Source organism: Variovorax sp. PAMC28562, assembly GCF_014303735.1.
In the GTDB taxonomy this organism is placed as follows: Bacteria; Pseudomonadota; Gammaproteobacteria; order Burkholderiales; family Burkholderiaceae_C; genus Variovorax.
In genome coordinates this window covers 264,670-291,501 of record NZ_CP060296.1, presented here as the reverse complement: position 1 = coordinate 291,501, position 26,832 = coordinate 264,670, and the positions used below count along the sequence as shown (strand labels likewise).

Below are 26,832 nucleotides of genomic sequence, written 5' to 3'. Positions count from 1 at the left end.
GTCACAGGGTTAACTGGTTTTCAAGAAGTGAACACGATGAAGAGCAATTGGCGCAAAAAGTACAAGCCGGCGAATCTGCTGCTGGCGGCCGGCGCGGCGTTCAGCGGCGCGGCACATGCAGTCAGCGATCTGGCTGGCGGCCCTTCCGTGCGCCAGCTCAATTTGCCGGTCGGTGTGACCAAGATCGCCCAGGAACAGTACTTTCTGCACAACGCAATGATGGTGCTGTGCACCGTCATCTTCGTGGCTGTTTTCGCGATCATGTTCTATTCGATCTGGAAGCACCGGAAAGCGGCTGGACACAAGGCGGCCAACTTTCATGAGTCGGTGGTGGTCGAAGTCATCTGGACTATCGTTCCTTTCCTCATCGTGATCCTGATGGCACTGCCCGCCACCAAAGTGCTTGTCGCCCAGAAAGACACGACCAACGCCGATCTAACGATCAAGACGACCGGCTACCAGTGGAAGTGGGGCTACGACTACATCAAGGGTGAGGGCGAAGGTCTCGCCTTCATTTCGACGCTCGACAGTTCGCACCGTGCCATGTCCAACAACGGCGCCAAGGGCCCGAACGGGGAAGCGCCGCCGGCCGACTATCTGTTGAAAGTAGACAACCCGCTGGTCGTTCCGGTCGACAAGAAGGTCCGGATCATCACGACGGCGGAGGACGTGATCCATGCGTTCGCAGTGCAGTCGCTCGGCATCCAGCAGGACGCAATTCCCGGCTTCGTGCGGGATACGTGGTTCCGTGCGCAAGAGGTGGGCGACTACTACGGACAGTGTGCCAAGCTCTGTGGCAAAGAGCACTCGTACATGCCCATTCATGTCAGGGTGGTCTCGGCAGCCGATTACACGACCTGGGTCGCCGGCAAGAAGAAAGAAGCGGCGGCCAAGCTGGACGATCCGACCAAGGTCTGGACCTTGCCCGACATGCTGGCGCGCGGCGAAAAGGTTTACGCGGGCAACTGTGCTGCTTGCCATCAGGCCAATGGCAAAGGCGCCGGCCCGATCAAGGCGCTCGACGGCGACGAAAAGGTGCTGAATCCTGATCACGCGATTCAGATTCAAGTGTTGCTGAAGGGTCAGAACAACGGCGCGATGCCGTCATGGGCCAAGCTGAGCGACACCGACATCGCCTCCGTCATTACATACACCAAGAACACCTGGTCGAACAAGACAGGGCAGTTGGTCCAGCCGGCCGAAGTGCTGGCGCAGCGCGGCAAGTAAGCCGGCCGATCCCCGAATTGCCAAGGAAGATTTCATGAGCGCAGTCCTCGATCCCCACGGCCACGCGGCCGGCCACGACGACCATGGGCACGACGAACACCACGGAGCGCCGGTCGGCTGGCGCCGCTGGGTGTTTGCCACCAACCACAAGGACATCGGCACGCTGTACCTGTTGTTCAGCCTGACAATGTTCATGATCGGCGGCGTGCTCGCGCTGCTGATCCGCGCTGAGCTGTTTCAGCCTGGCCTGCAGTTCCTCAATCCGGAATTGTTCAATCAGTTCACGACCATGCACGGTCTGATCATGGTTTTCGGCGCGATCATGCCGGCGTTCGTGGGGTTCGCCAACTGGATGGTGCCACTGCAGATCGGCGCTTCGGACATGGCCTTCGCGCGCATGAACAATTTCAGCTTCTGGCTGCTGATTCCTGCCTCGCTCATGCTGGTCAGTTCCTTTTTCATGCCGGGTGGAGCGCCGTCGACCGGTTGGACTCTGTACGCGCCACTGACGTTGCAGATGGGCCCATCGATGGATGCCGGCATCTTCGCGATGCACATCATGGGCGCCTCTTCGATCATGGGATCGATCAACATCATCGTGACGATTCTCAACATGCGCGCCCCCGGGATGACGCTGATGAAGATGCCGATGTTCTGCTGGACGTGGCTCATTACGGCCTACCTCCTGATCGCCGTAATGCCTGTGCTGGCCGGCGCGATCACCATGACGTTGACCGATCGGCACTTCGGGACAAGCTTCTTCAACCCCGCTGGCGGTGGTGATCCGGTGATGTACCAGCACATCTTCTGGTTCTTCGGTCACCCCGAGGTCTACATCATGATCTTGCCGGCCTTCGGCATCGTCAGCCAGATCGTGCCGGCTTTTGCCCGCAAGCGGCTCTTCGGTTACGCCTCGATGGTGTACGCGACCTCGTCGATCGCTATCCTGTCGTTTATCGTGTGGGCGCACCACATGTTCACTTCCGGCATGCCGTTGACAGGGCAGTTGTTCTTCATGTACGCGACGATGCTGATCGCGGTGCCGACAGCGGTCAAGGTGTTCAACTGGATAGCGACCATGTGGCAGGGCTCGATGAGCTTCGAGACACCGATGTTGTTCGCGGTCGGCTTCATCTTCGTCTTCACCATGGGCGGTTTCAGTGGGTTGATCCTCGCGGTCGCCCCCATCGACATCCAGCTTCACGATACGTACTACGTCGTTGCGCATTTCCACTACGTTCTCGTGGCCGGCTCCTTGTACGCCATGTTCGCCGGCTTCTATTACTGGAGCCCGAAATGGACGGGCGTGATGTACAGCGAGACACGCGGCAAGATCCACTTCTGGTGGTCGCTGATCTCGTTCAACGTTACCTTCTTCCCGATGCATTTTCTGGGTCTCGCGGGCATGCCCCGACGCTATGCCGACTACCCCATGCAATTCGCTGATTTCAATGCTGTGGCGTCGGTCGGTGCATTCTTCTTCGGTTTTGCGCAGGTCTACTTCTTCTTCTTCGTCGTGCTGCCCGTCATGCGCGGCAAAGGCGAGAAGGCCACGCAAAAACCGTGGGAAGGCGCTGAAGGACTCGAGTGGGAAGTGCCTTCTCCCGCGCCATTCCATACCTTCGAAACGCCTCCGCGGCTTGATCCGACCGCCACGCGCATCTTGGCCTGATCTGTCCGCACCATGACGCCTGAACAAAAGAAGAACAACCGCAGGATGGGCCTGACCCTGGCCTCCATCGCGGTGCTGTTCTTCGTGGGTTTCATCGTTCGCATGGTGTGGTTCAGCCGCTGAAGGACGTATGGGCTTGCCGCTTCGAACCCGCCGCGAAAATGCACGTATGGTCGGCAAGCTGGCCGTGATCGCAGTTGGCATGTTCGCGTTCGGCTATGCACTGGTGCCTTTGTACCGAACGATCTGTGAGGTCACGGGAATCAACGTGCTGGCAGTCGCCGAACTCAGGGTTCCCGGTGGCGCCACTGGAGGCGCCGACGTACGGTTGCCCAACAATACGCAGGTCGACAAAAGCCGCACCATCACGGTCGAGTTCGACGCCAACGCGCGAGGACTGTGGGAATTCAAACCCGCACTCAATTCACTGGTGGTCCATCCGGGTGAACTGAACACGGTGATGTACGAGTTCCAGAATTCGCAAAACAGGCGTATGGCTGCGCAGGCTATTCCAAGCTATGCGCCACAGCAAGCGGCCCAGTATTTCAACAAGCTCGAATGCTTTTGCTTCAATCAGTACACGTTGGAGCCGGGCGAAAAAAAGCAATGGCCGGTCGCTTTCGTGATCGATCCGAAGATCTCGAAGGACGTGAAGACGATCACGTTGTCCTATACCTTCTTCGAAGTGGGTGGCAAGACACCACCTGCACCGGTGGCTACGGCCCCCGTTCCGCTGGGCCCCAATTCGTGAAAGCACCGCCGCAGCCGCGTAAAGGTTCACTCCTGGGCACCATCAAGGCGGTGGGCTGGTCGTTTTTCGGCGTTCGGAAAAACAGTGCCTACCAGGAAGATTTAGCCAAGCTGAACCCCCTGCACATCATCGTCGTGGCCTTTGCGGGCGTGATCGTTTTTGTCGGCGGCCTGATCATGGTGGTGCGCTTCGTGGTCGCGCCCTGAGGCGCCACTTTCATAAGAATTTGAATCGAGAGAAAAAGCCAGGACCTGATATGAGCTCAACCACGCACGGCACCACGCCCTACTATTTCGTGCCCGGGCCTTCGGGCTATCCGGTCATGGCCTCACTCGGCCTGCTGTTCGTGATCTTCGGAGCGACGCAATGGATCAACAGCCATGAGTGGGGCGCTTACGTCCTCTCCATGGGCATGGTGATCTGGCTGGCCACGCTGTTCGTCTGGTTTCGCGAATCCATCGCGGAGAGCGAAAGCGGCCAGTACGGCCACAAGGTTGACTTGTCCTTTCGCTGGAGCATGAGCTGGTTCATTTTTTCGGAAGTGATGTTCTTCGGCGCTTTCTTTACGGCGCTGTGGTGGGCGCGCACGCACGCGCTTCCGGCGCTGGGCAGCTTGGACAATGCGCTGCTGTGGCCTGACTTCAAAGCGGTGTGGCCCAGCATGGCTGCGGGCGCAACCGGCGCTCCTGCCGATCTCGTCGAACCTTTTCAAACTGTCGGGCCGTTCTGGCTGCCCACGATCAACACCGCGCTGCTGCTGACTTCCGGCGTGACCCTCACCATCGCCCACCATGCGTTGCGCGCCGGTCATCGCGCCCAATGCATCCGCTTCATGTGGGTAACGGTGCTGCTCGGGGTGCTGTTCCTGGGCGTGCAAGGCTACGAATACCACCACCTGTATACCGAGCTGAACCTCAAGCTGAGTTCCGGTGCCTACGGCTCGACTTTCTTCATGTTGACCGGTTTTCACGGGCTGCATGTTTTCATCGGCATGTTGATGCTGCTGTTCATCACGCTGCGACTTCGCTCAGGGCATTTCACGCCAGAGCGCCATTTCGGCTTCGAGGGTGCCGCCTGGTACTGGCATTTCGTGGACGTTGTCTGGCTGGGCCTCTACACGTTGGTCTACTGGCTTTGACGCGTAACGACGGCACAGCAAAAAAAGCGCCGCAAGGCGCTTTTTTCATGGGCGTGGTGTGTCGACAGCGGCGATGCTCGCCGGCAAGACCTACTTGCCGACCGGCAGTCCCCCTGGCTGGATGTACCCAAGTTTCCAGGCAATCAGAATGCACAGGAACAAAACCACCGAAAGGCCGATCCGAACAGTCAGAGCGCGCGCCATGCCGCCCCCCTTGGCTCTGCCGTCGCGACCGTCCTTCAGCATGAAGAACAGCGCAAATCCCAAGCTCGCCAAGATGCCCACGAACGCCAAGGCGATGACATATTTCATGACTCACATTATCGGCCGACCAGGCCTTCTCCCGTGCTGAACGGCGACCCAGACCACGATGCCGATACGCGCGGGCAGACCACGGGTCGCGCCGCCCCCACCCGCTCCAGCGAGGAGTGGAAAGGCGCACGGAGAGGCCGTTTCTGGGTCATCGCCATCGCAGCCATGCTGACCATTGCCGCAACGGCGTCGCTCGGGCACTGGCAACTGTCGCGCGCAGCGCAAAAAGAAGCGATGCAGGCCGAAAGCGAGGCGCAGAGCCGGCGCCCAGAGCTCGATCAACAGACGTTTCTGTCGACCGACAAGGGTTCTGACGCGATGCTGCGGCCCGTGCGGTTGCGCGGCCTGTGGCTCGGAGCCCAAACCGTCTATCTCGACAACCGGCAGATGCACGGCGTGCCTGGCTTCTATGTGCTGACACCCTTTGCATTGGAGGGCAGCAATCAGACAGTCATGGTGCAACGCGGCTGGATCCAGCGCAACTTCCAGAACCGTACGCAACTGCAGCCAGTGCAAACGCCCGTTGGCCTGGTGGAGGTGGTCGGGCGCATCGCGCCGCCGCCGTCGCATTTAATGGAACTTGGCAAGAGCGCTGTTGTGGCGTCACCTGATGCGGCCGCTTCGTCTGCTGCGGCCAGTTCAACCGCTTCCGGCACCGCATCGGCTGTCGCTTCTCCATCGGTTGCCGCCGCTGCCATGGCGGCGCCCGAAGGGTCTTATGCGATCCGGCAGAATCTGGATCTCGAAGCGTTTCGTGTCGAAACCGGGTTGCCGCTCCGCACCGATCTCTCGCTGCAGCAGTCCGGGTCGGCTTCCGAAGGATTGCAACGCGATTGGCCGGCGCCGGCGCTGGGAATCGAACGGCACTACGGCTACGCATTTCAGTGGTTCGCCCTTTCGGCCCTTGTCGCACTTCTCTATGTCTGGCTTCAACTCATCGCCCCCTGGCGCAAAATCAGTCGTGCACAGAATGGCTGACGAACCGTTGTCGCTCACCGTGCATTCGATGCCTTCGCCGCAGCAGCCGGAAGGCGACGGCGCGCGCCGCACGGTCAAGGGGCGCTGGAAGATGATCGCAGTCATGCTGTGCTGTGCCGCACCGATCGTCGCGTCTTACTTCACTTACTACGTGGTCCGGCCGGAAGGCCGCAGCGTTTACGGAGAACTGATCGATCCGCAGCAGCCGCTGCCGGCATTCAGCGCAACCGGGCGTGACGGTGCGCGCGTCGACCTACAGACTCTCAAGGGGCAGTGGTTGCTCGTTGCCGTGGCCGATGCAGCGTGCAATTCTTTGTGCGAGCAGCAGCTCTACTTGCAACGCCAGATGCGCGAAGGCCTCGGTCGCGAAAAAGACCGCCTCGACCGGGTTTGGCTCGTGAGCGATACGGCGCCGATTCCAGAGCGTCTCGACAATGGACTCCGCGGCGCGACGGTTCTTCGCTTGCCCGCCGCCGAGCTGGCGCAATGGCTGGTACCGGGTGCCGGGCATGGCTTGAGCGAGCATCTTTACGTAGTCGATCCGATGGGCAACTGGATGATGCGTTTTCCGGCGAGCATGGACACGCAAGGCGCCACGCGTGCCAAGCGCGATCTCGATCGGTTGCTTCGCGCCTCTGCTTCCTGGGATGAACCCAACCGCTGACGTGATGACGTCGATGCCATGAACACCCAAGCGCTCTACGACCTCACACCGATCGTCTGGCTGATAGTGGCCGGCGCGCTGCTTGCGTTGGGTCCTTTGCTGTGGATTTGGCGTCGCAACGCCGGCGCGGGCGCAGCGCGGCGGTTGCACGCGCTCACCGTCCTCACGCTGTTTCTCACCTTCGATCTGACGCTGTTCGGCGCGTTCACCCGATTGACCGATTCCGGCCTGGGGTGCCCCGACTGGCCCGGTTGCTACGGCAACGCCAGCCCGGTCGGTGCGCGACATGACATCGCAGCAGCGCAGGCTGCGCAACCCACCGGACCGGTCACGCACGGCAAGGCGTGGGTCGAGATGATTCATCGCTACGGTGCCACAGGCGTGGGAGCGCTGATCGTCGCTTTGGCCTTGGCGACATTGGTGGCGCGCAGGCGCCAGCGTCTTTCGCTGCGTGTCACGCGGGCATCGGAGGCCACGATGCCGTTGCACGAAACTGCTCCGCTCAGCACCGTCTGGCCGGCGGTCACAGTGGTGTGGGTCTGCATGCAGGGCGCGTTCGGGGCCCTGACGGTGACCTGGAAGCTCTACCCGGCCATCGTCACACTGCATTTGCTCGGGGCCATCGGGTTGCTTGCCATGTTGTGCGTGCAGGCTGTGCACTACCAGCAAATAGCTTCCGGGCGCACGCCGACAGCCCTTGGTCGAGCGCTCCGCATCGGGTTGATTGCGACGACCGCCCTGCTGGTGCTGCAGATTGCGCTCGGCGGCTGGGTCAGCACCAACTACGCAGTGGTCGCCTGTCTGCAGTTCCCTACCTGCCAAGACAGTTGGTGGCCCGCGATGAATTTTGTGCAGGGCTTTGAAATCTGGCGTCACCTCGGCATGACATCGGACGGGGTACCGATCGAATTCGCCGCGCTCACGGCCATTCACTACGTGCACCGCCTGATGGCTTACGTGGTCTTCGGCGCGATCGGCATTCTGGCGTGGCGCCTGAATCGTATCCCCCCGCTACGGCCACAAGGCCGTTGGCTGGCGGGGCTCGCGCTGCTGCAGTTGGCGACCGGGCTTGGCAATGTGCTGCTGGGCTGGCCATTGGCAGCCGCCGTGCTGCACACCGGCGGTGCGGCCGCGCTGGCGGTCGTCCTGACATGGACATTGTGTGAAAGCAAGCCCGAAACGGCTGCCGCGCCTGCGCCTTCCGATGCGGACCTGCACCCTCAGACGCGCGTATCGAGCAACGGCCCCGACTGGGAGGCTGCATGAGCACTCCATTGCCCCTGGAGCAGACCAGCACTGCCAACGTGTTCCGCCAGTTTTACGCGCTGACCAAGCCGCGGGTGGTGCAGCTCATCGTTTTCTGCGCGCTGATCGGCATGGTGCTGGCGGTTCCCGGTGTGCCGGGCTGGGACGATCTGCAGCGCGGCGTGCTGGCCTGTGCCGGCATCTGGCTGGTGGCCGGCGCGGCCGCGGCCTTCAACTGTCTGGTTGAAAAGGGCATCGATGCCAAGATGAAACGCACCGCATGGCGTCCGACGGCGCGCGGTCAGCTCAGCGACCGGCAGGCGCTGATCTTTTCGGCGGTGTTGTGTGCAGCGGGCTCTGCAGTGCTGTGGTTTGCCATCAATCCGCTGACCATGTGGCTGACCTTCGCCACCTTCGTCGGCTATGCGGTGATCTACACGCTCATCCTGAAACCGCTGACGCCTCAAAACATCGTGATCGGTGGTGCCTCGGGCGCGATGCCACCGGTGCTGGGCTGGGCTGCGATGACCGGCGAAGTCAGCGCCGATGCGCTCATTCTTTTTCTGATCATTTTCTTGTGGACGCCGCCGCACTTCTGGGCGCTCGCGCTCTATCGCGTCGAGGACTATCGCAAGGCCGGTCTGCCGATGCTGCCCGTGACGCACGGCAACGAGTTCACGCGGCTGCAGGTCCTGCTCTATACCTGCGTGTTGTTCGCCGCCTGTCTCATGCCGTTCATCTACGGCATGAGCGGCTGGCTTTATCTTGCGGTGGCCATTGCGGTCAGCATCGGTTTCACTGGCTATGCCTTCGCGCTGTGGCGCAACTATTCCGATGCGTTGGCGCGCAAGACATTCCGCTTTTCGTTGATCCACTTGAGCGTGCTGTTTGCGGCGCTGCTGGTCGATCACTACCTGATTTAAACGGACCCTTTTCATGAACAAGCGCAACGCGCTCAAAGCGATCGCACTGGTCGCGGCGTGGACCGGTGTGACCATGGCTGCAGGCGTTGGCATTTCAGGTTGCACCGAGGAAGCCAAGCAGACGTTCAATGCGGTCGACATGACCGGCGCTGACTACGCCAAGGACTTTTCGCTGACCGACGCGGATGGCAAGGTGCGCACGCTGGCCGACTTCAAGGGCAAGGTTGTCGTGCTGTTCTTTGGCTATGCGCAGTGCCCCGACGTCTGCCCGACGACCATGACCGAGATGGCGCAGGTGAAGCAAGCGCTCGGTGCCGATGCCGACAAGTTGCAAGTGCTCTTCATCACGGTCGATCCGGCGCGTGACACGCCGACCGTCATGAAGGCGTACATGGGCGCGTTCGATCCAAGCTTCATCGCGCTGATTCCTACTCCCGAGCAGCTCGCCGTGACGGCAAAAGACTTCAAGGCTTATTACAAGAAGGTCGACGGATCCACGCCGACCAGCTATTCGATGGACCATTCGGCTGCGAGCTACCTGTACGACCCACAGGGCCGGCTGCGCCTCTATGCGCGCTACGGCTCGGGCGTTCCGGCAATGGTGGCCGACGTGAAGGCTTTGCTGAAATCGTCTTGAGCCTGTCGGGGCTCCCGCATGGCCCCCGCCCAGATTGAAAGCCAAAAAAAAGCCCGACACCGTCGGGCTTTTTGCTTTGCGAGGGCAAGAAGATCAGGCGTAAGCCACCAACGACTTCTTCATCTTTTTCATCGCCGCCACTTCGATCTGGCGAATCCGCTCGGCGCTGACACCGTACACCGCAGCCAAGTCATGCAGCGTCATGCCGCCAGAACCGTCGTCGTTGACCTTGAGCCAGCGCTCCTCGACGATACGTCGGCTGCGTTCGTCCAGCGCTTCGAGCGCGGTCGAGATGCCGTCGCTCGACAGCCGGTCGCGAGCCCGCGATTCGAGCTGCGCCGTCGGTTCCTGCGTCGCGTCGGCCAAATAGGCGATCGGGCCGAACTGGTCTTCGCCGTCGTCCGACGGACTCGGGTCGAGCAACACGTCGCCGCCCGATAGACGCATTTCCATCTCGAGCACTTCTTCGCGCTTGACGTTCAGCTTCTCGGCCATTTGCGTGACCTGACTTTCGGTCAGCGTCGCGCGATGGGTGTCGCCATTGGCGGCTGCATCCTTGGCCTTGTAGGCCTGCTTCATCGAGCGCAAGTTGAAGAACAGCTTTCGCTGGGCCTTGGTCGTCGCGACCTTGACCATGCGCCAGTTCTTCAGTATGTACTCGTGAATCTCGGCCTTGATCCAGTGCATGGCATAGCTCACCAGCCGCACACCTTGGTCAGGGTCGAAGCGCTTCACCGCTTTCATCAAGCCGACGTTCCCTTCCTGTATCAGGTCGCCGTGAGGCAAACCGTAGCCGAGGTATTGGCGGGAAATGGACACGACCAAGCGCAGATGCGAAAGAATCAAGGCACCGGCCGCCTCGAGGTCGTTGTTGTCGCGCAGCTTGCGCGCGAATCCCTGCTCTTCCTCGAGTGTGAGCAGCGGCAGCCGGTTGGCTGTAGAAATGTAGGCGTCCAGGTTACCCAGCGGGGGCACCATCGACCATGGGTTGGCGACGGCGAGCTGGTTTGCTGCAGAGGCTCCAGACAGTGTTGTCATTTGGGGAAACTCCTTCGTAAAAACCATATTAGCACTCGGTTAGAGCGAGTGCTAACGTAAGGGTTCCCACTAGTTTCTACCTCGCTTGTGGCGTCTGGCTGTCGGGTAACAGGCCGTCTTGGCCGTGGGCCAGGGCACGGACGCATTCCTTGTCCATCAGCTTTTGGGGCTCCCGCCGTTCAATCGAACCGACAACCGATTTATTTCACGTTCGAGTCGAATGGTTGAGCAGCGTTCGGTAAAAACGCCGTCCTCGTCGAATTTGCACTTTTGTACTAAGGTCGGCAGCGTCACATTAGCCCTGCCAGCCAACGCGCTGAGCATGCTCAACAACCAACGAGGGCGAAACGATGGCCAAGGTGATCCTGATCACGAGCGACGGACGTGCGAAACAAATCGAGCTGGAATCGCCGCAGATCACGGTCGGCCGGTCGGACCAAAGCGATATCGTGCTGCATGGCACGCAGGTCAGCCGTGCGCATGCGCTGCTGTCTTCCGATCACGGAGTTTTCTCTGTCCGCGACCTGGAAAGCAGCAATGGCACGTTCGTCAACGGGCTCAAGGTGCAGCGCCAAAAGTTACGCCATCAGGATGTGATCCGCATCGGCGACTACGAACTGCGATTTCTCGAACGCGACGTGACCGCCTTCACTGGCCAGGCCTTGTCGCTCACTACCTACTGAGACAGTTGACTCAGCGGCTGCTAACCGAGCAAAGCCTGAGCGAATTCGCGGGCGTCGAACGTTTCCAAGTCTTCCAGCTTTTCGCCGACACCGATGAAATAGACCGGAATCGGCCGTTCCCGCGCGATGGCGCACAGTACGCCGCCCTTGGCCGTGCCGTCGAGCTTGGTCACGATCAAGCCCGTCAAACCGAGTATTTCGTCGAAAGCCCTGACCTGCGCCAGTGCGTTCTGGCCGGTGTTGCCGTCGATCACCAGCAAGACCTCGTGCGGTGCCGTCGCATCGGCCTTGCTCACGACGCGTTTGATCTTTTTTAACTCGTCCATCAGGTGCAGTTGGGTGGGCAACCGGCCTGCGGTATCGACCAGCACCACGTCCTTGCCCCGCGCCTTACCCGCCTTGACGGCATCGAAGCTCACGGCGGACGGATCGCCGCCCGCGTTGCTGACGATCTCCACCGTGTTGCGATCGGCCCATACCAGCAATTGTTCGCGCGCCGCGGCCCGAAAGGTATCCGCCGCAGCCAGCAAGACGGACGCGCCTTCGTTGGCAAGGTGCTTGGTCAGCTTGCCGATCGACGTCGTCTTGCCGGCGCCATTGACGCCCGCCACCATGATCACCGTGGGTGTGTGCTGCCCGATGACCATCGGCTTTTCGAGTGGCTTCAGCAGGTCGGCGATAGCGTCGGCCAGCAGCACTTTCACTTGCGCTGCATTGCTTGGCATGGTGCTTCTCACCCGGCGGCGCAAGTCTTCCAGAAGATATTCGGTGGCTTTGACGCCGGTGTCGGCCATCAAAAGTGCCGACTCCAGTTCCTCGTACAAGGCGTCGTCGATCTGCGCATTGACGAAGGTCGCGGCAATGCTGGTGCCCGTCTTGCGGAGGCCGGACTTGAGCTTGTCCATCCATCCGGCGCGGGAGGCGGCAGCGGGGGGGGGCGCTACCGTTGCCGCTAAAGCGGAGACGGGCGTTGGCGCTACCACCGGCTGAGGCGCAGGCGCAACCACCGATGGCGGCGCGGGCACGGCAACCGGCGGCGGCGCCACCGGAACTTCTACCGCCGTCTCGCCCTTGAACCATGTCGAGGGTGCAAAAACCGAGCGCGCCGGCGCTGCTTGAGCAGGCAATTCGGCAGGCTTTTCCAGCGGGGGAGGGGCAATGGGTGCCGCAGGACTTTCGACCGCAGGCTTTTTCTTGAAGAAACTGAACATTCGGGAGGTTTTTACAATCGGACCCATTCTATGAAACACCCCTCGCCACGCCGTGCTGCGTCCGGTGCGGTGCTGACGATGGCGCTCATGGCGCTGTGGACGGTACCTGCACAGGCTCAAACCCAGCCCTCACCCTCTGTTGCCACCGCGACTGCCACCCCCACCCCCGCATCAACGTCGACGCAGCCTCAGCAATTCACCCTCTCCAACGGCATGACGCTGATCGTGCAGCCCGACCGGCGCGCGCCGACGGCGGTACAGATGGTCTGGGTGCGGGTCGGGTCGATCGACGAAGTCGACGGCACTTCGGGCGTGGCCCATGCGCTCGAACACATGATGTTCAAGGGCACCAAGACACTCAAGCCCGGCGAATTTTCGCGCCGCGTGGCAGCCCTCGGTGGCCGCGAAAACGCCTTCACTACGCGCGATTACACCGGCTACTACCAGCAGATCCCTGAAGGCAAGCTCGAAGACGTGATGAAGATCGAGTCCGATCGCTTCGCCAACAGCCAGTGGGTCGACGACGAGTTCAAGCGCGAGATCGAAGTAGTGAAAGAGGAGCGACGGCTTCGCACCGACGACCAGCCACGGGCCTTGCTCGGCGAACAGCAGAACGCCGCCATCTGGACCGCTTCGCCGTACCACCGCCCGATCGTCGGCTGGATGAGCGATCTCGAAGCGATGACGCCCGACGATGTGCGCGCCTTTCACCAGCGCTGGTATGTACCCGCCAACGCGGCCATCGTGATCGCCGGTGACGTCGACGTGGCGCGCGTGCGTGCACTGGCCGAAAAATACTACGGCAGCATCCCGGCGCGTGCGTTGCCGGTGCGCAAGCCGCGCACCGAGCCGGAACAGAAGGGCGTTCGCCGCGTCGAGTTCAAGGCACCCGCCGAGCAGTCGTACGTGTCGCTCGCGTTTCGTTCGCCACAAATCACCAGCCTGGACGCCGAAAGCGACGTGTGGGCGCTGGTCGTGCTGTCGGCCGTGCTCGACGGCTACTCCGGCTCGCGTCTCGACCGCGCGCTCACGCAAGGCCCCGACCGCGTAGCGGACTCGGCCGGCGCATCGGCCGGCTTTGTCGGTCGCGGTCCGCAGGTCTTCATGCTCGACGGTGTTCCGGCTGCCGGCAAGACACCCGAGCAGGTCGAGGCTGCACTGCGCGCCGAAATAGCGCGCGTGGCACGCGATGGCGTCGGCGCCGCCGAGCTGGCGCGCGTCAAGACGCAATGGGTCGCCAGCGAAACCTACAAGCTCGATTCGGTGATGGCGCAAGCGCGTGAGCTGGGCAGCAACTGGGTCGAGGGACTGCCGCTCGATGCCAGCGAAAAGATCATCGCGCGGCTGCAGGCCGTCACGCCGGCGCAGGTGCAGGCGGTCGCTGCCAAGTACTTCGGTGACGATCAACTTACTGTCGCCACTTTGCGGCCGCTGCCGGTCGACAAGAACCGGCGCCCGCGTGCGCCCGCCGTGCCTGCGGGCGAACTGCGCTGAAAGAAATGCAACCCATGTTGACCTTCAAGAAGATCGCGGCCGTGGCCGCCATGACCGCGTTGACCGCCGCTGCGACGCTTACCGTTTCGGGTGCACAGGCCGCCATTCCGATCCAGCACTGGACTCTGCCGAACGGCGCCAAGGTGTACCTCGGCGCCGTCAGCACCTTGCCCATCGTCGATGTGCAGCTCGACTTCGATGCAGGCAGCCGCCGCGACCCGGATGCGCAAGCGGGCCTGGCCGGCGTCACTGCAGACATGGTCGAAAAGGGCATTCGTGCCGTGGACGGTGCACCTGCCATGGACCAGAACGCGCTGGGCGAAGCCTGGGCCGATCTGGGCGCCGAGTTCAACGTCGGTGCCGGCACCGAGCGCACTAGCTTCACGCTGCGCAGCCTCTCCGATCCCAAGTTGCTCGACAAGGCCGTTGCGCTGGCGGCACGCGTCATCGGCGAGCCCGCCTTCCCCGACGACGTCTGGCAGCGAGAACGCGAGCGCCTTACCGCGGCCATCAAGGAGGCGAACACCAAGCCCGGCATCGTCGCGGCACGCAACTTCGCGCATGCGGTGTACGGGTCCAATCCGCTCGGCCAGGAGACCGATGAGGCCACCCTGGCACGCATCGACGTTGCGACCATGCGCGCGCGATACGTGGAGCTGATGCTGCCGTGCCGCGCCAAGCTGAGCATCGTCGGCGCAGTGACGCGAGCGCAGGCCGATGCGATAGCAACGGCGTTGCTGGCGCGACTGCCGCAAACCGCGAATTGCGCCACGCTGCCTGTCATTGCGCAGGTGGTCGCGCTCACGGCACCGAAGGTAGAACGCATTCCTTTCGAGTCTGCACAGGCGCAGGTCGTCATCGGGCAACCGGGCTACCGGCGCAACGATCCCGATCACTTCGCGTTGAACCTTGGCAACTACGTGTTGGGTGGCGGCGGATTCGTGTCGCGGCTGACCGAGCAGGTGCGCGAGAAGCGCGGACTCACCTACAGCATCTACAGCGGCTTTGCGCCGGGGCTGGAGGCCGGCGCCTTTCGCATCGGCTTCCAGACGCGGCCCGACCAGGCCGACGAAGCCGTGAAGGTGTCGCGCGAAGTGCTTGCGAAGTTCGTTGCCGATGGCCCGACCGAGGCCGAACTCAAGGCTGCCAAGGACAACGTCGTCGGTGGGTTTCCGCTGCTTCTCGACAGCAACAAGAAGCTGCTCGGCAACATCGCCAACATTGCCTGGTACGACCTGCCTTTCGACTACCTCGACACCTGGACCACGCGCATGAACGCGATCACTGCGGCCGACATCAAGGCCGCGTTTGCCCGCAAATTGCAGCCCGAGCGCATGGTCACGGTTATCGTCGGCGCCAAGCCATGAAAAAACCAGACAAGACCAAAGCACGCGTTCAGCCGACGGGCCGCGCCGACAAACGACCGCATGAGGTCCGCATCATCGGCGGCCAGTGGAAGCGCACGCGCCTCGCCGTCGCCGACAAACCGGGGCTGCGTCCGACGCCCGACCGGGTTCGCGAGACGTTGTTCAACTGGCTCGCCAGCCTTGCGGGCGCTTCATCCGGCGCTACCGGCGGCGCTCTGCCCGGCTGGCACTGCATCGATGCGTTTGCCGGCACCGGCGCGCTTGGGCTCGAAGCGGCGTCGCGCGGTGCCGTCAGCGTGCTGCTGGTCGATCAGGAATCCGCGCTCGTCGACCAGTTGCTCAAGCTCAAAACCAAGCTTGCGGCCGAGGCGGTGCGCGTCGAGCGCGGCAATGGCGTTACGGCACTCGAGCGCACGACGGCCAATTCAATGCATGCGGTGTTTCTCGACCCGCCTTTCGAAAGCCCGGCGCTGTATGAGCCGGCGTTGCGTGCCGCGGCGCGCGCGGTACACGACGATGGCGCGGTCTATCTCGAAGCCGCACGTCTCTGGAACGACGAAGAGCTGGCGCCGCTCGGCCTTCATGTCTACCGACACCTGAAGGCCGGGGCGGTGCACGCCCATCTGCTGCGAAAGGGCCCGGCCAGCGCTGCATAATCCGCCGACCCGGCCGCGAAGGCCGAAGGAGTGGAGCCCATGACCAGCAACGTGATCGCGGTTTACCCCGGTACCTTCGACCCCATCACTCTCGGCCACGAAGACGTGGTGCGACGTGCCACCCAGCTTTTTTCGAAGGTGATCGTCGCGGTTGCGGCCGGCCATCACAAAAAGGCGCTGTTCTCGCTGCAAGAGCGCATCCAGATGGCGCAGCAGGCCGTCGAGCCCTACAGCGACCAGGTGACCGTGGAAAGTTTTTCGGGCCTGTTGCGCGACTTCGTGGTGGCGCGCGGCGGCAAGGCGATGGTGCGCGGCCTGCGCGCTGTCACCGACTTCGACTACGAGTTCCAGCTCGCAGGCATGAACCGCTCCCTCATGCCCAACGTCGAGACCGTGTTCCTCACGCCTAGCGACAAATACCAGTTCATCTCCAGCACCTTCGTGCGCGAGATTGCGATGCTCGGCGGTGAAGTCGACAAGTTCGTTTCGCCCAGCGTGCAGACCGAACTCATCGCCAAAGTCCGCAGCCTGGGCCGCGAATAGATGGTGATGTCGGCCGAGCCGCCCCGCCTGCACTCGCTCGGCGATGCAGCCTTGCTCTGCGAGTTACCCGCGCCGGCCACGCTGGCACAGCAACAGAAAATCTGGGCGCTCGCCAGCGAAGCATCGCGCTGGCGCGGTGTGCATGAAGTGCTGCCGGGCATGAACAATCTGACCCTGCTGTTCGACCCACTCGAGATCGAGGCTTCCGAGCTCGAGATACAGGTCTTCGCAGCGTGGCCGCAACTCGCCGCCACTGCCATCGAAGGCCGGCAGATCGAGATTCCGGTGCGCTATGGCGGCGAAGACGGCCCCGACCTGGCCGACGTCGCAGCTCACACGGGCCTCACGCCGGCCGAGGTGGTGCAGCGCCATGCGGCCGCCGACTACATCGTTTACTTCCTCGGGTTTTTGCCCGGCTTCGCTTTCATGGGCGGCTTGCCGACAGCGCTTGCAACGCCGCGTCGCGCAGAGCCGCGGACCGCGGTGCCGGCACGCTCGGTCGGCATCGGTGGCGAGCAGACCGGCATCTATCCGCTGATGTCGCCCGGGGGCTGGCAGCTGATCGGCCGCACGTCGATCGAGCTGTTCGACCCGAAGAACGAACCGCCGACCTTGCTGCGTCCCGGTGATCGCGTGCGCTTCGTCGCCGAAAGCGTGCAACCATGATCGTCGTCGTGCGGCCCGGCATGCTGTCGTCGGTGCAGGATTTGGGGCGCTACGGTCATCGGCAGTTCGGCATCTGCCCGGGCGGTGCGCTCGATGCGCTGGCGTTGACGCTGGCCAACCGGCTGGTCGGCAACGACGACAACGCGGCCGGGCTCGAATTGACGATGGGTCGTTGCGAATTTCGCTTCGAGACCCACACACGCATCGCACTGGCGGGTGACGATTTCGGTGCGACGCTCGATGGCTTTCCGCTCTGGCCGAACTGGAGCGTGCCGGTGTCCGCCGGGCAGAACCTGGTGCTCGCCGGCGCCAACGCCAAGAGCGCCAAGCAGGGCCTGCGCAGCTGGCTCGCAGTGGCCGGCGGCATCGACGTGGTGCAGATACTCGGCTCGCGCAGCACCGATCTCAAGGCTGGGTTCGGTGGTCATCAGGGCCGCGCATTGAAGAAGGGCGACCGCTTGCCGATCGGCGTTTCGACGTTGACCCAGGCGTTGTTGAGGCGTCGCGCTTTTGGGTTGCGCGCGCCGGGCTGGGGTATCGACGGCCATCACGTGAGCGCCAATGCGCCGATCCCGTTGCGCGTGATGCCCGGCCCCGAGTTCGATCAGTTCACCGTCGCTTCGCGAGAGTTGCTATGGAGCGCGACATGGCGCGTGACGCCGCAGAGCAACCGCATGGGCAGCCGGCTCGATGGGCCCGAACTCAGGCGCAAGCGCAACGTCGACATGCTGTCGGCGGGCGTCATTCCGGGGACTGTTCAGGTGCCCCCGTCGGGCAAGCCGATCATCCTGATGGGCGATTCGCAAACCACTGGCGGCTATCCGCGCGTCGGCGTGGTGATTCGCGCGGACTTGTGGAAGCTGGCGCAGGCGCCGCTCAACGGCCGACTGCAGATGGTGCGAGTCGATGCCACCGAAGCGCTGGCGGCGTGGGATGGACAGCAACGGTATCTGGCGCAGGTCGATCAAGGCCTCGCTTCTGCAGGCTGGCCGGTGTCGTCCCAGAATGCGGTGGTCGAACCATTGCCCCGAGAGGTGATCGAAGGAACAAGCCATGCAGATTGATTTGAACGCCGACCTTGGCGAAGGCGCCGGCAGCGATGAAGCGCTTCTCGCGCTGGTGAGTTCGGCCAACATCGCATGCGGCTGGCATGCTGGCGACGCAAAGACCATGCAGCAATGCGTGCGCTGGGCCATCCGGCACGGCGTCGCGATCGGCGCGCATCCGAGCTTTCCCGATCGAGCGAACTTCGGCCGCAGCACCATGCACTTGCCGCCAGACGAGATCACCGCTGGCGTGCTGTATCAGATCGGCGCGCTGGCTGCGATCGTCAAGGCCGAGGGCGGTACGTTGGTCCACGTCAAGCCGCATGGCCAGCTCTACAACCAGGCGGCGAAAGAGCCCGAACTCGCCGCCGCTATTTGCGAGGCGGTGCGCCGCTTCGATCCTTCGCTCAAGTTCTTCGGGCTGGCGGGCAGCGGGATGATCGATGCGGCGCGAAAGGCCGGCCTGACGCCGGTCGAAGAAGTCTTTGCCGACCGCGGCTACCAGTCCGATGGCAGCCTGGTGCCGCGCAGCCAGCCCGGCGCGCTCATCGAAGACGAAGCACAGTCGTTGGCGCAGACCCTGTCGCTGGTGCGCGACCACCAGGTGACGGCCATCGACGGCAGCATCGTCGCGGTCAATGCGCAGACCGTGTGTCTGCACGGCGATGGCGCGCATGCGCTGGCTTTTGCCAAACGCATCCGCGAGCGGCTGCTCGAAGAAGGCATTGCCGTGCACGCCTGATGGCGTGTTCAGGCTGCGCTGACGCGTTCGAGCCAGTCGACCAGGGCGGCGTTGACCAGCGCCGGCTTTTCCATCGTCAGCATGTGGCCGCATTGCGGTACCCACACCACCTCTGCTTGCGGCACCAACGCGGCGATTTCGCGTGAGCAGGCAGGCGGCGTCAAGGTGTCGCTGTCACCGCACATCACCAGCACCGGGCAGCGCAACGAAGGAAGGTGCGTGCGCGCATCGGGCCGCTGCATCACGGCGCGGTTCTGGCGGATGAGTTGCACGGCGCCCGCGTCCAGCACGATTTGCAGGTACCGCTGCGTGAGTTCGCGGTCGGTCGCCTGTGCCCGATGAAAAGCGAACACGATGTTCGGCTCGATCACGTCGCGCACGTCGCCGCGCTCGAACAGTTCGATGGCCGCTTCGCGCAATGCGTAGGTTTCAGCGCCTTCAGGTTGTGCGTTGGTGCCGAGCAATGCCAGCCCGACGACGCGCTCGGGCGCTTGTCGCGCGGCTTCCATGGCGATCATTCCGCCCATCGAGGCACCGCACAAAATGAGCAGACCGGCGTTCTCGCGGAGCACTGCGGCGGCCATCGAGGGGATGGTGCCGTAGCGCGTCGCTGCATCGCTGACCTTTGTTTCGAGCGCCGCCGGCAACACGGGAAGTTGATCGCGCCACAAGCGCGCATCGCAGGCAAGACCGGGAAGAAGAACAAGGCGGACGGGGCGGGTGAGCGAGGTCATCAGGCGATTTTCGGCGAAGCGGCGGTGTGCCATTGGCGGTCGCTAGAGCATGCCGATGAAAGTCGTCGAAGTCGTCGAAGAGGCGCAACACGGTCGTCGCAGTTGCAAGGGAAAATAGACGTTCATGCCAACGCCCATCACCGCATCTCCTTCCGCCACCGAAATCATCCTCATTCGCCACGGCGAGACCGACTGGAATCGCGAGTTGCGATTCCAGGGTCATATCGACGTGCCGTTGAACGACATGGGGCACGAGCAGGCGCGTCGTCTCGGCCTGCGACTGGCAGGCGAGACGGTGCAGCATCTGCTCAGCAGCGACCTCATGCGAGCGCAGCAAACGGCTGCGCCGGCCGCTCAGCAACTGAGCCTGTCCGTCTTGACGCGTGTCTCGCTGCGGGAGCAGAACTTCGGCCTTGTCGAGGGCATGCGTGCCGATGAAATCCAGAACCTGCATCCGCGTGCATGGGAGCAGTGGCTGGAGTTTCGCGAGGACCACGCGATGCCCGAGGGCGAGAATGCGCGCGATTTTCATGCGCGCATCATGGGCGCGCTCGGTGACATCGCGGCGCTCCATGCGGGCCAGTGCGTGCTGGTCGTGACCCACGGTGGCGTGCTCGACATGGTGTGGCGCACCGCCAATGGCCTGGGCCTGAGCGGGCCGCGTCGCAGCGATATTCCGAATGCCGGGTTCAATCGTGTTCGCATCGCCGATGCGGCGGTGCCGACAAGCATCGAGATTCTCGACTGGGCCGACACACGGCACCTCGACGATCTGCCGGCGCAGCCGACATACGACCAGACGCGGCACCTGCCCAAGCGCTAGCAGCACCGGGACTCGCTAGCTGTCCGGTGTGGTGACCATCGTGTCCAGGCCGAGGCGCACGTACACCGCCGCTGTCTGCCGGCGCAACCGGAGCGATTCGGGTTGTCCATTGAGCTGCTGTTGCAGCACGCCTTGCGCACCTGTCAGCGTGGCCTCGGTGCCGCAACACACCAGCGCGTCGAGATAAACCTGTTCGAACAGATCGCGCTGCGCATGGCTGCCGCCGATCTCGACCAGTCGCGGCAAAGCCTGGCCGAGTGCTTCGATGGTGGTCACGAAGTCGCCACGTGCGTGCGCCATCAAGCCCATGGCGGCCGGCACGCACACGCGTTGCCAGGCTGAACGCGTCGACGCCGGCGCGTGCGGTGCAAAGGCTTCGATGTTGCGCAGCAGCGTGTCGGCTTCGGGGCGATCGGCGCGTGCCAGGCCGTACAGGTATTGCAGGTCCAGAAACGGCAGCACATGGTCGTCGAGCCGGCGCGGCAGGTAGCCGGCCACATCGTTCCACCGATGTCCGACGTCGATGCCCGCGAGTTCGAAGCGGGCCAGCAGGGACACCGCACCGATCTGGTCCTGCGAGTAGTCCTTGGCTACACCCCACACTTGCCGGTCGTAGATATCCAGTGCCTCGGCATCACGGCCGAGATCGATGAGGAACAGCGCCACGTGCCACCAGTTGTGCGTGACCATGAACGAGTTGAGACCAGTCCAGGTGTCGCTCACGTCCTGCATGAACGCCAGCCCTTCGGTGAGCCGGCCCTCGGTCAGCATGACGTGCCCCAGCGCGTGATGTGCCCAGGGCTCCTTGCGGCACATGGCGATGGCTCGGCGCGCACTCGCCTCGGCCTTGCGCATCAGGTGGCACTGTTCGTAGCCGAAAGCGGCCATGCCGTGCATGTACGGAATATCGGCCGCAGCGGGCAGGGCAGCCAGTGCCAGCCGCAGCATGCCGGGGCAGTCGCCGGTGTTGAAGCAGTGGTATTGGCCGAGCTTGAGCGACACGAGGTCGCGCGGGTGTTCGCGCGCCTGCTCGGTGTGCAGCGCGATGGCGCGCGCGGTGTCGCCGGCAGCCCATGCTTCGACGGCTGCGATGTAGCGGCGCTCGCGCGATGTGGCGCGCGCATTGTCGGTCGCACCCGCCTTCGCCCGGTCGAGGTACGGCGTCGCGTTGGCGACCGCATCGCGCGACTCCGCGAACAGATGCAGCGTCGCCGCATACGCCTGCACGATCGGGCTCAGGTCGGTGTCGGCGGTGGCCAGCAAGTTGGCGGCCCGGCCCTCGGTCGAGATGAAGCCCATGACGAAGTCGTCGACCAAGGCCCGGCTGGCCTCGTCGTCGAGGGTCAACGGGTTGCCGAGACTGTCTGTCGTGAGCATCTGCGTGCGAGTCGCGGAATCGACCGGGTTCTCAGTTTTTCGGCGGTTGCGGCCATGCGCGTTGCGGCTCGCGAATCAGCTCGAAAGCGCGCGACACCTTGAGTACGCCCAGGTCGTCGAAGCGTTGTCCGGCGATCTGCAGCCCGATGGGCAAACCCGCCGCGCTGTAACCGCAGTTGATCGATGACGCCGGCTGCTCCGACATGTTGTACGGCACCGTGAAGCCGATGTGCTCCAGCGGCCGCAACGGATCGTTGGTCGGCGATGCATGGTCGGCGGGGGCCGGCATGTTGGGCGAAACGGGCGAGATCACGTAGTCGTACTTCGCACAGGCATCGACCGACGCCACGCGGGTCGCATGGAACTGACTGAGGGCACGGAACACATGTTCGCCGCTGAACCCGGCGGCGCTCTCGGCCCACTGAAGAATGTACGGCAGCACTTTGGCGCGTCGCTCAGGCGGCAGCGTGCTCATGTCGACAAGCGAGCGCATGCGCCACAGGTGATCCATGCCGTCGAGCATGGCCTGCGACATAAAGGGCTGCATCGGCTCGACGATGGCGCCGGCTTGTTCGAAGAGGCGCGCTGCATTTTCGATGGCCGCCTTGATCTCGGGCTCGACCGCCAGGCCGCAGCCGGCATCGAGCAGCAAGCCGATGCGCAGCCCCTTCAAGAAGTCGACGGCCACTTCGCTCGAAGACCATGCGATGTCTTGTGCCGGCAAGCTCATGCTGTCGCGCGCATCCGGCAGTGCCAGCACTTCCATCATCAACGCCGCATCGCCCACGGTGCGCGTCATGGGACCGGCGGAGCGACCCATGTACGGCGGGTCGATCGGAATACGACCCAGACTCGGCTTGAGCGTGAAGATGCCGCACCAGCCGGCCGGCAGGCGCAACGATCCGCCGATGTCGGTGCCAATGTGCAGCGGTCCGTAGCCGGCGGCTGCGGCAGCACCTGCGCCGGCGCTTGAGCCGCCGGGTGTCTTGCTCAAGTCCCATGGGTTGCGCGCCAGCGTATGAAAGCTCGACAGGCCCGACGACAACATGCCGTAGTCGGGCATCGTCGTTTTCGAGACGATCACTGCGCCGCTTTCTTTCAGGCGGGCCGACGGAGGCGCGTCTGCGGGGGCGGGGCGCAACTCGACTGCCGCGGTGCCGGCCGGCAGCGGATCACCGCGCGTCGCGATGTTTTCCTTGATGGTGGTCGGCACACCGTCGAGCGGGCCGAGCGGTGAACCGTTGCGCCAGCGCGTTTCCGATGCGCGCGCCTGCTCGAGCGCGGACTCGGGACGCAGCAGGTACGTCGCCTGCAGGTGCGGCTCCCAACGCTCGACGTGCGCGAGCACCGCCTGCGTCACCTCGACCGGCGAAAGCGCGCGATCGCGGTAGGCTTCGACCAGCTCGCGCGCAGTCAGTTCGTTGAGTGCCTGGCTCACGACCAGCTCAGTGCCGACAGATCGTTGACGGAAATCGGCATTTCTTTCCACAGACCCTTCACGCCTTTCTTGGCGATGGTGGGGAACTGCGGCTGGTACATGAAGCCGTTGGCGGCATCGGTCGCCAGCATCTTTTGCGCTTCGCCCAGAAGCTTGAGGCGCTCGGCCGCGTTGCCGGTGCTCTTGATCTTGTCGAACAGCGTGTCGAAAGCCTTCGACTGGTAGCCCCAGTAATAGTCCGGCTTGGCGTAGTTGCCGATGTCGAACGGCTCGACGTGCGAAATGATCGACAGGTCGTAGTTGTGCGGGCCGCCGTAGGTGTTGCTGAGCCACTGCGCCCACTCGACGTTCTGCACCTTGACGACGATACCGATCTTGGCGAGCTGAGCCACGACCACTTCTCCGCCCTGCCGCGCATAGGGCGGTGGCGGCAAGGTCATCGTCAGTTCGAGCGGTGTCTTGACGCCGGCTTCGGCCAGCAGTTTCTTGGCCTTTTCGATGTCGAACGGGTTGATGCCCGTGGTGTCGATGTAGCCCGCCGCGCCCGGCACGTAGTGGCTTCCGATCGGCACGCCAAAGCCATCGGCGGCGCCTTCGATGAAGGCTTTGCGGTCGAGCGCAGCCAGGATGGCGCGGCGCACGCGCACGTCGTCCAGCGGCTTCTTCCTGTTGTTGATGGCGACGATGGTCTTGGCGCGCGAGCCGCCGAGGATCACCTGGAATTGCGGGTTGCTCTTGAACTGCGGAACGATGCGTGTGCCGGCGCGCGGGAACGCATCGACGTCGCCGGCCAACAGCGACGCGGCCTGTGCGGCGGTGTCGGCAATGAAGCGAAACGTGACCTTGTTGATCTTGGCGTTGCCGGGGCTGCGAAAGCCTTCCCACTTGGTCAGAACGAGCGACGAACCCTTGGCCCAGCTCTCCAGTTTGTAGGGGCCGGTGCCGATCGGTTTGGTCGCGTTGGTGTCGGCGCTCTTGGGCTCAACGATCACGGCCGTCGCTTGCCCCAGCACGAAGGGCAGGTCGGGATCGATCTCCTTGTTGATCACGACCACGGTGGCGTCGTCGATCACTTGCGTGCTCAGGTTGGCGAAGGTCCGCTTGTCCTTGTTGGTGCTCTTCTCACCGCCGGCGCGGTCGAAGGCGAACTTCACTGTCGTCGCGTTGAACGGTTCGCCGTTCTGGAACTTGACGCCGCGGCGCAACTTGAACGTGTACGTCTTCAGGTCGGGCGATACCTCCCAGCTTTCGGCCAGCATCGGCGTCACGCTGCCGTCGGCGTTGATCTTGGTCAGCGTTTCGAGCACGTTGTATTGAACGATCTCGGCAATGGCTGCGGCAGCGCCTGCGGTCGGGTCGAGCCCCGGCGGTTCGAGCGCCATGCCGATCACGATCGAATCCTTGCGGCCTTGCGACAAGGCAAGCGTTGGCAAGGTCGAGGCCAGTGCGGCCGCGGCAGATGAGGTGAGGACGGTGCGTCTGTTCAGCATGGTCGGGGCTCCAGAAGGACTGATGAAATCAAGGAAAACAAAGTTACATCATGCGCGATCGGCCTGTGGGCCGGCAAGCATTTGCTTATGCGGGCATCACCGGTTCCGCCCGGGGGACGGCCGCCAGCAACGCCTGCGTGTAGGGGTGTTGCGCGTGCGCGAACAGCTGCTGCGGCGCACCGCGTTCCACGATGACGCCACGGTGCAGCACGCACACGTCGTCGCACAGATGGTTGACGACCGCGAGGTCGTGGCTGATGAGGAGATAGCTGATGCCGAACTGCTGCTGCAGGTCGTTCATCAAGTTGAGCACCTGGGCCTGCACCGACACGTCTAGTGCACTCACCGGCTCGTCGGCCACGATGAGTTTGGGTCGCGTGATGAGCGCACGGGCGATCGCGATGCGTTGCCGTTGGCCGCCCGAAAATTCGTGCGGATACTTGTTCATGTCGGTCGAGCGCAGACCCACCGCGGCAAGCGATTCACTGGCGCGTTCGCGCTGCTCGGCGCGCGTCGTTTCGGCCAGCGCCTCGAGTGGCTCGGCAACGATGCGCGCGACCGTTTGACGTGGGTCGAGCGAGCCGTACGGGTCTTGAAACACCATCTGGATGTCGCGCCGCGCAGTCCGCAAATCGGCACGCGGCAAGGTGTGCAAATCACGACCCAGCAATTCCACACGGCCAGAGGTCGGCTTGTCGAGCGCCATCACCAATCGCGCGATGGTCGACTTGCCAGAGCCCGACTCGCCGACGATGCCGAGGCTGCGGCCTTGTTCGATCGAGAAGCTCACGCCATTGAGCGCCGTTACCAGTTTGGGCGCAGCGAACAAGGACTCGCGCGGCATGGCGTAGTGGCGCACCAGGTCGGTGACTTCGAGCAGCTTGGGTGCGATGGAACTGGTTGCAGAGGTGCTCACGGATGCGTTCACGACACTGCCTCCAAAGCCATCGGGCTTGAAGGCGGCATGGCTGTGAAATCGCCGAGTCGTATGCAACGCACGACGTCGCCACTCGGCAATGCGACAGGCGGTGGCCGCGTCGAAACGCAGGCATCGATGGTGTATGCACAGCGCCCCGCGAAGGGGCAGCCTGGCGGCATGTCGACCAGCTCGGGCACGCTGCCTTTGATAGTCGCCAGCCGCACGCCACGCGGTGCGCCGAGGGCAGGCCGTGCTGCAAACAGACCTTGTGTGTACGGATGCGCACGTTCAGCGAAGACGACCGAAGTCGCACCGCTTTCGACGATGCTGCCGCCGTACATGACCATCATTTTCGAGACGCTCTGCGCGATGACGCCAAGGTCGTGCGAGATCAAGATCAGCGCCATGCCGCGCTCTGCGACCAGGCTCTGGATGAGGTCGAGGATCTGCTTTTGAATGGTGACGTCGAGCGCGGTGGTCGGCTCATCGGCGATCAGCAGATCGGGACCGCAGGCCAGCGCCATCGCAATGCCGATGCGCTGCCGTTGTCCGCCGGAGAACTGGTGCGGATAGGCGTCGAGCCGCGACGCTGCATCGGGAATTCCGACGCGGTCGAGAAGTGCCAACACCTCTTTGCGAGTCGCGGCGCCTGAGAGCCCACGGTGTAGTCGAAGCGGTTCGCCGACTTGTCGCGCGATAGTGTGCACCGGATTCAGTGCCGTCATCGGCTCCTGAAAAATCATGCCGATGCGGTTTCCGCGAATCTCGCACATGGCAGCCTCGTCAAGCCCGACGAGTTCGGTGCCGTCGAAGCGAATGCTGCCGGTGACCTTCGCGGTCGTGGGAAGCAAACCCATCAACGACTGGACGGTGATCGACTTGCCGCAGCCCGATTCGCCGACGATGCCCATCGTCTCGCCGCGCTCCAGTGCAAAGCCGATGCCGCGCACTGCTTCGGCCGGGCCGCGTTGCGTTTGCAGCTGAATGTGGAGATCGTTGACTTCGAGCAGTGCCATGGGATTTATCAGCGGGGCTTCATCGGGTGCTCGTCGGGATGT

Annotated in this window: 29 protein-coding genes; 20 read left to right on the top strand and 9 right to left on the bottom strand. The window is 63.3% G+C overall.

What is annotated here, in order from left to right:
* Nucleotides 1–36 precede the first annotated feature (36 nt).
* The 6 genes from coxB to H7F36_RS01420 are packed head-to-tail and all read left to right on the top strand — an operon-like array spanning nt 37 to nt 4,788.
* On the top strand, nt 37–1,227 hold the full coding sequence (gene coxB / locus H7F36_RS01440) for a cytochrome c oxidase subunit II (RefSeq protein ID WP_187053008.1): 1,191 nt from the start codon (nt 37–39) through the stop codon (nt 1,225–1,227).
* A 34-nt stretch (nt 1,228–1,261) separates the two neighbouring features.
* The gene (ctaD, locus tag H7F36_RS01435; RefSeq protein ID WP_187053007.1) at nt 1,262–2,899 is read left to right on the top strand and encodes a cytochrome c oxidase subunit I; all 1,638 of its coding nucleotides are present in this window, start codon (nt 1,262–1,264) and stop codon (nt 2,897–2,899) included.
* 12 nt (nt 2,900–2,911) lie between these two features.
* Nucleotides 2,912–3,022 carry a cytochrome oxidase small assembly protein gene (locus H7F36_RS21985; protein WP_222620422.1) on the top strand — a complete coding sequence of 37 codons (111 nt, stop codon included), beginning with the start codon at nt 2,912–2,914 and terminating at the stop codon, nt 3,020–3,022.
* Between the two features lie 7 nt (nt 3,023–3,029).
* Nucleotides 3,030–3,650: a cytochrome c oxidase assembly protein gene (locus H7F36_RS01430; protein WP_187053006.1), complete on the top strand. Its 621-nt coding sequence runs from the start codon at nt 3,030–3,032 to the stop codon at nt 3,648–3,650.
* Nucleotides 3,647–3,856: a DUF2970 domain-containing protein gene (locus H7F36_RS01425; protein WP_187053005.1), complete on the top strand. Its 210-nt coding sequence runs from the start codon at nt 3,647–3,649 to the stop codon at nt 3,854–3,856. The genes H7F36_RS01430 and H7F36_RS01425 overlap by 4 nt, the downstream gene beginning before the upstream one ends.
* A gap of 50 nt (nt 3,857–3,906) precedes the next feature.
* Nucleotides 3,907–4,788: a cytochrome c oxidase subunit 3 gene (locus tag H7F36_RS01420; protein ID WP_187053004.1), complete on the top strand. Its 882-nt coding sequence runs from the start codon at nt 3,907–3,909 to the stop codon at nt 4,786–4,788.
* A gap of 90 nt (nt 4,789–4,878) precedes the next feature.
* Here H7F36_RS01420 and H7F36_RS01415 read toward each other — a convergent pair whose 3' ends face one another.
* Complete coding sequence (locus H7F36_RS01415; protein ID WP_187053003.1) at nt 4,879–5,100, bottom strand: twin transmembrane helix small protein; 222 nt, start codon at nt 5,098–5,100, stop codon at nt 4,879–4,881.
* A 165-nt stretch (nt 5,101–5,265) separates the two neighbouring features.
* On the opposite strand from H7F36_RS01415, the gene H7F36_RS01410 reads away from it, so the two are divergent.
* From H7F36_RS01410 to H7F36_RS01390, 5 genes are read left to right on the top strand one after another with little or no spacing between them, the layout of a single operon-like run.
* Entirely contained in the window at nt 5,266–6,078 is an 813-nt protein-coding gene (locus H7F36_RS01410; protein WP_187054748.1) for an SURF1 family protein, read from the top strand.
* The gene (locus tag H7F36_RS01405; RefSeq protein ID WP_187053002.1) at nt 6,071–6,742 is read left to right on the top strand and encodes an SCO family protein; all 672 of its coding nucleotides are present in this window, start codon (nt 6,071–6,073) and stop codon (nt 6,740–6,742) included. Before H7F36_RS01410 ends, H7F36_RS01405 begins: the two co-directional genes overlap by 8 nt.
* An 18-nt stretch (nt 6,743–6,760) precedes the next feature.
* Nucleotides 6,761–8,008, top strand: a complete 1,248-nt coding sequence (locus H7F36_RS01400) for a COX15/CtaA family protein (protein ID WP_187053001.1) — start codon at nt 6,761–6,763, stop codon at nt 8,006–8,008.
* Nucleotides 8,005–8,910 (top strand): heme o synthase, encoded by a 906-nt coding sequence (gene cyoE, locus H7F36_RS01395; protein ID WP_187053000.1) that lies wholly within the window; start codon nt 8,005–8,007, stop codon nt 8,908–8,910. The genes H7F36_RS01400 and cyoE overlap by 4 nt, the downstream gene beginning before the upstream one ends.
* Before the next feature lie 13 nt (nt 8,911–8,923).
* Nucleotides 8,924–9,547: an SCO family protein gene (locus H7F36_RS01390; protein WP_187052999.1), complete on the top strand. Its 624-nt coding sequence runs from the start codon at nt 8,924–8,926 to the stop codon at nt 9,545–9,547.
* 93 nt (nt 9,548–9,640) lie between these two features.
* Here H7F36_RS01390 and rpoH read toward each other — a convergent pair whose 3' ends face one another.
* A complete protein-coding gene (gene rpoH / locus H7F36_RS01385; protein ID WP_187052998.1) occupies nt 9,641–10,585 on the bottom strand; it encodes an RNA polymerase sigma factor RpoH in 945 nt (314 codons plus the stop codon).
* Nucleotides 10,586–10,935: 350 nt separating this feature from the next.
* Here rpoH and H7F36_RS01380 point away from each other — a divergent pair, with 350 nt between their 5' ends.
* A complete protein-coding gene (locus tag H7F36_RS01380) occupies nt 10,936–11,268 on the top strand; it encodes an FHA domain-containing protein (protein ID WP_187052997.1) in 333 nt (110 codons plus the stop codon).
* Nucleotides 11,269–11,288: 20 nt separating this feature from the next.
* Here H7F36_RS01380 and ftsY read toward each other — a convergent pair whose 3' ends face one another.
* Nucleotides 11,289–12,479, bottom strand: a complete 1,191-nt coding sequence (gene ftsY, locus H7F36_RS01375; RefSeq protein ID WP_187052996.1) for a signal recognition particle-docking protein FtsY — start codon at nt 12,477–12,479, stop codon at nt 11,289–11,291.
* 30 nt (nt 12,480–12,509) lie between these two features.
* On the opposite strand from ftsY, the gene H7F36_RS01370 reads away from it, so the two are divergent.
* Genes H7F36_RS01370 through pxpA form a run of 7 tightly spaced genes read left to right on the top strand, consistent with a single transcriptional unit; the run spans nt 12,510 to nt 18,993 of the window.
* The gene (locus H7F36_RS01370; protein ID WP_261802461.1) at nt 12,510–13,973 is read left to right on the top strand and encodes a M16 family metallopeptidase; all 1,464 of its coding nucleotides are present in this window, start codon (nt 12,510–12,512) and stop codon (nt 13,971–13,973) included.
* A 14-nt stretch (nt 13,974–13,987) separates the two neighbouring features.
* Nucleotides 13,988–15,340 carry a M16 family metallopeptidase gene (locus H7F36_RS01365; protein ID WP_187052995.1) on the top strand — a complete coding sequence of 451 codons (1,353 nt, stop codon included), beginning with the start codon at nt 13,988–13,990 and terminating at the stop codon, nt 15,338–15,340.
* Entirely contained in the window at nt 15,337–15,996 is a 660-nt protein-coding gene (locus tag H7F36_RS01360; RefSeq protein WP_187052994.1) for an RsmD family RNA methyltransferase, read from the top strand. The genes H7F36_RS01365 and H7F36_RS01360 overlap by 4 nt, the downstream gene beginning before the upstream one ends.
* A gap of 39 nt (nt 15,997–16,035) precedes the next feature.
* Nucleotides 16,036–16,539, top strand: a complete 504-nt coding sequence (gene coaD, locus H7F36_RS01355) for a pantetheine-phosphate adenylyltransferase (RefSeq protein ID WP_187052993.1) — start codon at nt 16,036–16,038, stop codon at nt 16,537–16,539.
* Entirely contained in the window at nt 16,540–17,205 is a 666-nt protein-coding gene (gene pxpB, locus H7F36_RS01350) for a 5-oxoprolinase subunit PxpB (RefSeq protein ID WP_261802460.1), read from the top strand.
* Nucleotides 17,202–18,269 (top strand): biotin-dependent carboxyltransferase family protein, encoded by a 1,068-nt coding sequence (locus tag H7F36_RS01345; protein WP_187052991.1) that lies wholly within the window; start codon nt 17,202–17,204, stop codon nt 18,267–18,269. Before pxpB ends, H7F36_RS01345 begins: the two co-directional genes overlap by 4 nt.
* A complete protein-coding gene (pxpA, locus tag H7F36_RS01340) occupies nt 18,259–18,993 on the top strand; it encodes a 5-oxoprolinase subunit PxpA (protein ID WP_187052990.1) in 735 nt (244 codons plus the stop codon). Before H7F36_RS01345 ends, pxpA begins: the two co-directional genes overlap by 11 nt.
* A gap of 8 nt (nt 18,994–19,001) precedes the next feature.
* Here the strand turns inward: pxpA and H7F36_RS01335 are convergent, their stop codons facing one another.
* The gene (locus H7F36_RS01335) at nt 19,002–19,727 is read right to left on the bottom strand and encodes an alpha/beta fold hydrolase (protein WP_187052989.1); all 726 of its coding nucleotides are present in this window, start codon (nt 19,725–19,727) and stop codon (nt 19,002–19,004) included.
* 124 nt (nt 19,728–19,851) lie between these two features.
* Here H7F36_RS01335 and H7F36_RS01330 point away from each other — a divergent pair, with 124 nt between their 5' ends.
* Nucleotides 19,852–20,550, top strand: coding sequence for a histidine phosphatase family protein (locus H7F36_RS01330; RefSeq protein ID WP_187052988.1), 699 nt, complete (start codon nt 19,852–19,854; stop codon nt 20,548–20,550).
* A 15-nt stretch (nt 20,551–20,565) separates the two neighbouring features.
* Here the strand turns inward: H7F36_RS01330 and H7F36_RS01325 are convergent, their stop codons facing one another.
* From H7F36_RS01325 to H7F36_RS01305, 5 genes are all read right to left on the bottom strand, one after another.
* Nucleotides 20,566–21,927: a tetratricopeptide repeat protein gene (locus tag H7F36_RS01325; protein WP_187052987.1), complete on the bottom strand. Its 1,362-nt coding sequence runs from the start codon at nt 21,925–21,927 to the stop codon at nt 20,566–20,568.
* A gap of 31 nt (nt 21,928–21,958) precedes the next feature.
* Nucleotides 21,959–23,365 carry an amidase gene (locus H7F36_RS01320; RefSeq protein ID WP_187052986.1) on the bottom strand — a complete coding sequence of 469 codons (1,407 nt, stop codon included), beginning with the start codon at nt 23,363–23,365 and terminating at the stop codon, nt 21,959–21,961.
* Nucleotides 23,362–24,855 (bottom strand): ABC transporter substrate-binding protein, encoded by a 1,494-nt coding sequence (locus H7F36_RS01315; protein WP_187052985.1) that lies wholly within the window; start codon nt 24,853–24,855, stop codon nt 23,362–23,364. Before H7F36_RS01315 ends, H7F36_RS01320 begins: the two co-directional genes overlap by 4 nt.
* Nucleotides 24,856–24,940: 85 nt before the next feature.
* On the bottom strand, nt 24,941–25,699 hold the full coding sequence (locus H7F36_RS01310; RefSeq protein ID WP_187054746.1) for an ATP-binding cassette domain-containing protein: 759 nt from the start codon (nt 25,697–25,699) through the stop codon (nt 24,941–24,943).
* A gap of 80 nt (nt 25,700–25,779) precedes the next feature.
* Nucleotides 25,780–26,790: an ABC transporter ATP-binding protein gene (locus H7F36_RS01305; protein WP_187052984.1), complete on the bottom strand. Its 1,011-nt coding sequence runs from the start codon at nt 26,788–26,790 to the stop codon at nt 25,780–25,782.
* Nucleotides 26,791–26,832 lie beyond the last annotated feature (42 nt).

Coding starts and splice junctions, on each gene's coding strand:
- H7F36_RS01380 (WP_187052997.1), top strand. CDS start 10,936: ATGGCCAAGGTGATCCTGATCACGAGCGACGGACGTGCGAAACAAATC.
- H7F36_RS01310 (WP_187054746.1), bottom strand. CDS start 25,699: ATGCCGCGCGAGTCCTTGTTCGCTGCGCCCAAACTGGTAACGGCGCTC.
- H7F36_RS01315 (WP_187052985.1), bottom strand. CDS start 24,855: ATGCTGAACAGACGCACCGTCCTCACCTCATCTGCCGCGGCCGCACTG.
- H7F36_RS01345 (WP_187052991.1), top strand. CDS start 17,202: ATGATCGTCGTCGTGCGGCCCGGCATGCTGTCGTCGGTGCAGGATTTG.
- H7F36_RS01415 (WP_187053003.1), bottom strand. CDS start 5,100: ATGAAATATGTCATCGCCTTGGCGTTCGTGGGCATCTTGGCGAGCTTG.
- H7F36_RS01420 (WP_187053004.1), top strand. CDS start 3,907: ATGAGCTCAACCACGCACGGCACCACGCCCTACTATTTCGTGCCCGGG.
- coxB (WP_187053008.1), top strand. CDS start 37: ATGAAGAGCAATTGGCGCAAAAAGTACAAGCCGGCGAATCTGCTGCTG.
- H7F36_RS01410 (WP_187054748.1), top strand. CDS start 5,266: ATGCTGACCATTGCCGCAACGGCGTCGCTCGGGCACTGGCAACTGTCG.
- cyoE (WP_187053000.1), top strand. CDS start 8,005: ATGAGCACTCCATTGCCCCTGGAGCAGACCAGCACTGCCAACGTGTTC.
- H7F36_RS01400 (WP_187053001.1), top strand. CDS start 6,761: ATGAACACCCAAGCGCTCTACGACCTCACACCGATCGTCTGGCTGATA.
- rpoH (WP_187052998.1), bottom strand. CDS start 10,585: ATGACAACACTGTCTGGAGCCTCTGCAGCAAACCAGCTCGCCGTCGCC.
- pxpA (WP_187052990.1), top strand. CDS start 18,259: ATGCAGATTGATTTGAACGCCGACCTTGGCGAAGGCGCCGGCAGCGAT.
- H7F36_RS01325 (WP_187052987.1), bottom strand. CDS start 21,927: ATGCTCACGACAGACAGTCTCGGCAACCCGTTGACCCTCGACGACGAG.
- pxpB (WP_261802460.1), top strand. CDS start 16,540: ATGGTGATGTCGGCCGAGCCGCCCCGCCTGCACTCGCTCGGCGATGCA.
- H7F36_RS01305 (WP_187052984.1), bottom strand. CDS start 26,790: ATGGCACTGCTCGAAGTCAACGATCTCCACATTCAGCTGCAAACGCAA.
- ctaD (WP_187053007.1), top strand. CDS start 1,262: ATGAGCGCAGTCCTCGATCCCCACGGCCACGCGGCCGGCCACGACGAC.
- H7F36_RS01365 (WP_187052995.1), top strand. CDS start 13,988: ATGTTGACCTTCAAGAAGATCGCGGCCGTGGCCGCCATGACCGCGTTG.
- H7F36_RS01370 (WP_261802461.1), top strand. CDS start 12,510: ATGAAACACCCCTCGCCACGCCGTGCTGCGTCCGGTGCGGTGCTGACG.
- coaD (WP_187052993.1), top strand. CDS start 16,036: ATGACCAGCAACGTGATCGCGGTTTACCCCGGTACCTTCGACCCCATC.
- H7F36_RS01360 (WP_187052994.1), top strand. CDS start 15,337: ATGAAAAAACCAGACAAGACCAAAGCACGCGTTCAGCCGACGGGCCGC.
- H7F36_RS01405 (WP_187053002.1), top strand. CDS start 6,071: ATGGCTGACGAACCGTTGTCGCTCACCGTGCATTCGATGCCTTCGCCG.
- H7F36_RS01430 (WP_187053006.1), top strand. CDS start 3,030: ATGGGCTTGCCGCTTCGAACCCGCCGCGAAAATGCACGTATGGTCGGC.
- ftsY (WP_187052996.1), bottom strand. CDS start 12,479: ATGTTCAGTTTCTTCAAGAAAAAGCCTGCGGTCGAAAGTCCTGCGGCA.
- H7F36_RS21985 (WP_222620422.1), top strand. CDS start 2,912: ATGACGCCTGAACAAAAGAAGAACAACCGCAGGATGGGCCTGACCCTG.
- H7F36_RS01335 (WP_187052989.1), bottom strand. CDS start 19,727: ATGACCTCGCTCACCCGCCCCGTCCGCCTTGTTCTTCTTCCCGGTCTT.
- H7F36_RS01330 (WP_187052988.1), top strand. CDS start 19,852: ATGCCAACGCCCATCACCGCATCTCCTTCCGCCACCGAAATCATCCTC.
- H7F36_RS01390 (WP_187052999.1), top strand. CDS start 8,924: ATGAACAAGCGCAACGCGCTCAAAGCGATCGCACTGGTCGCGGCGTGG.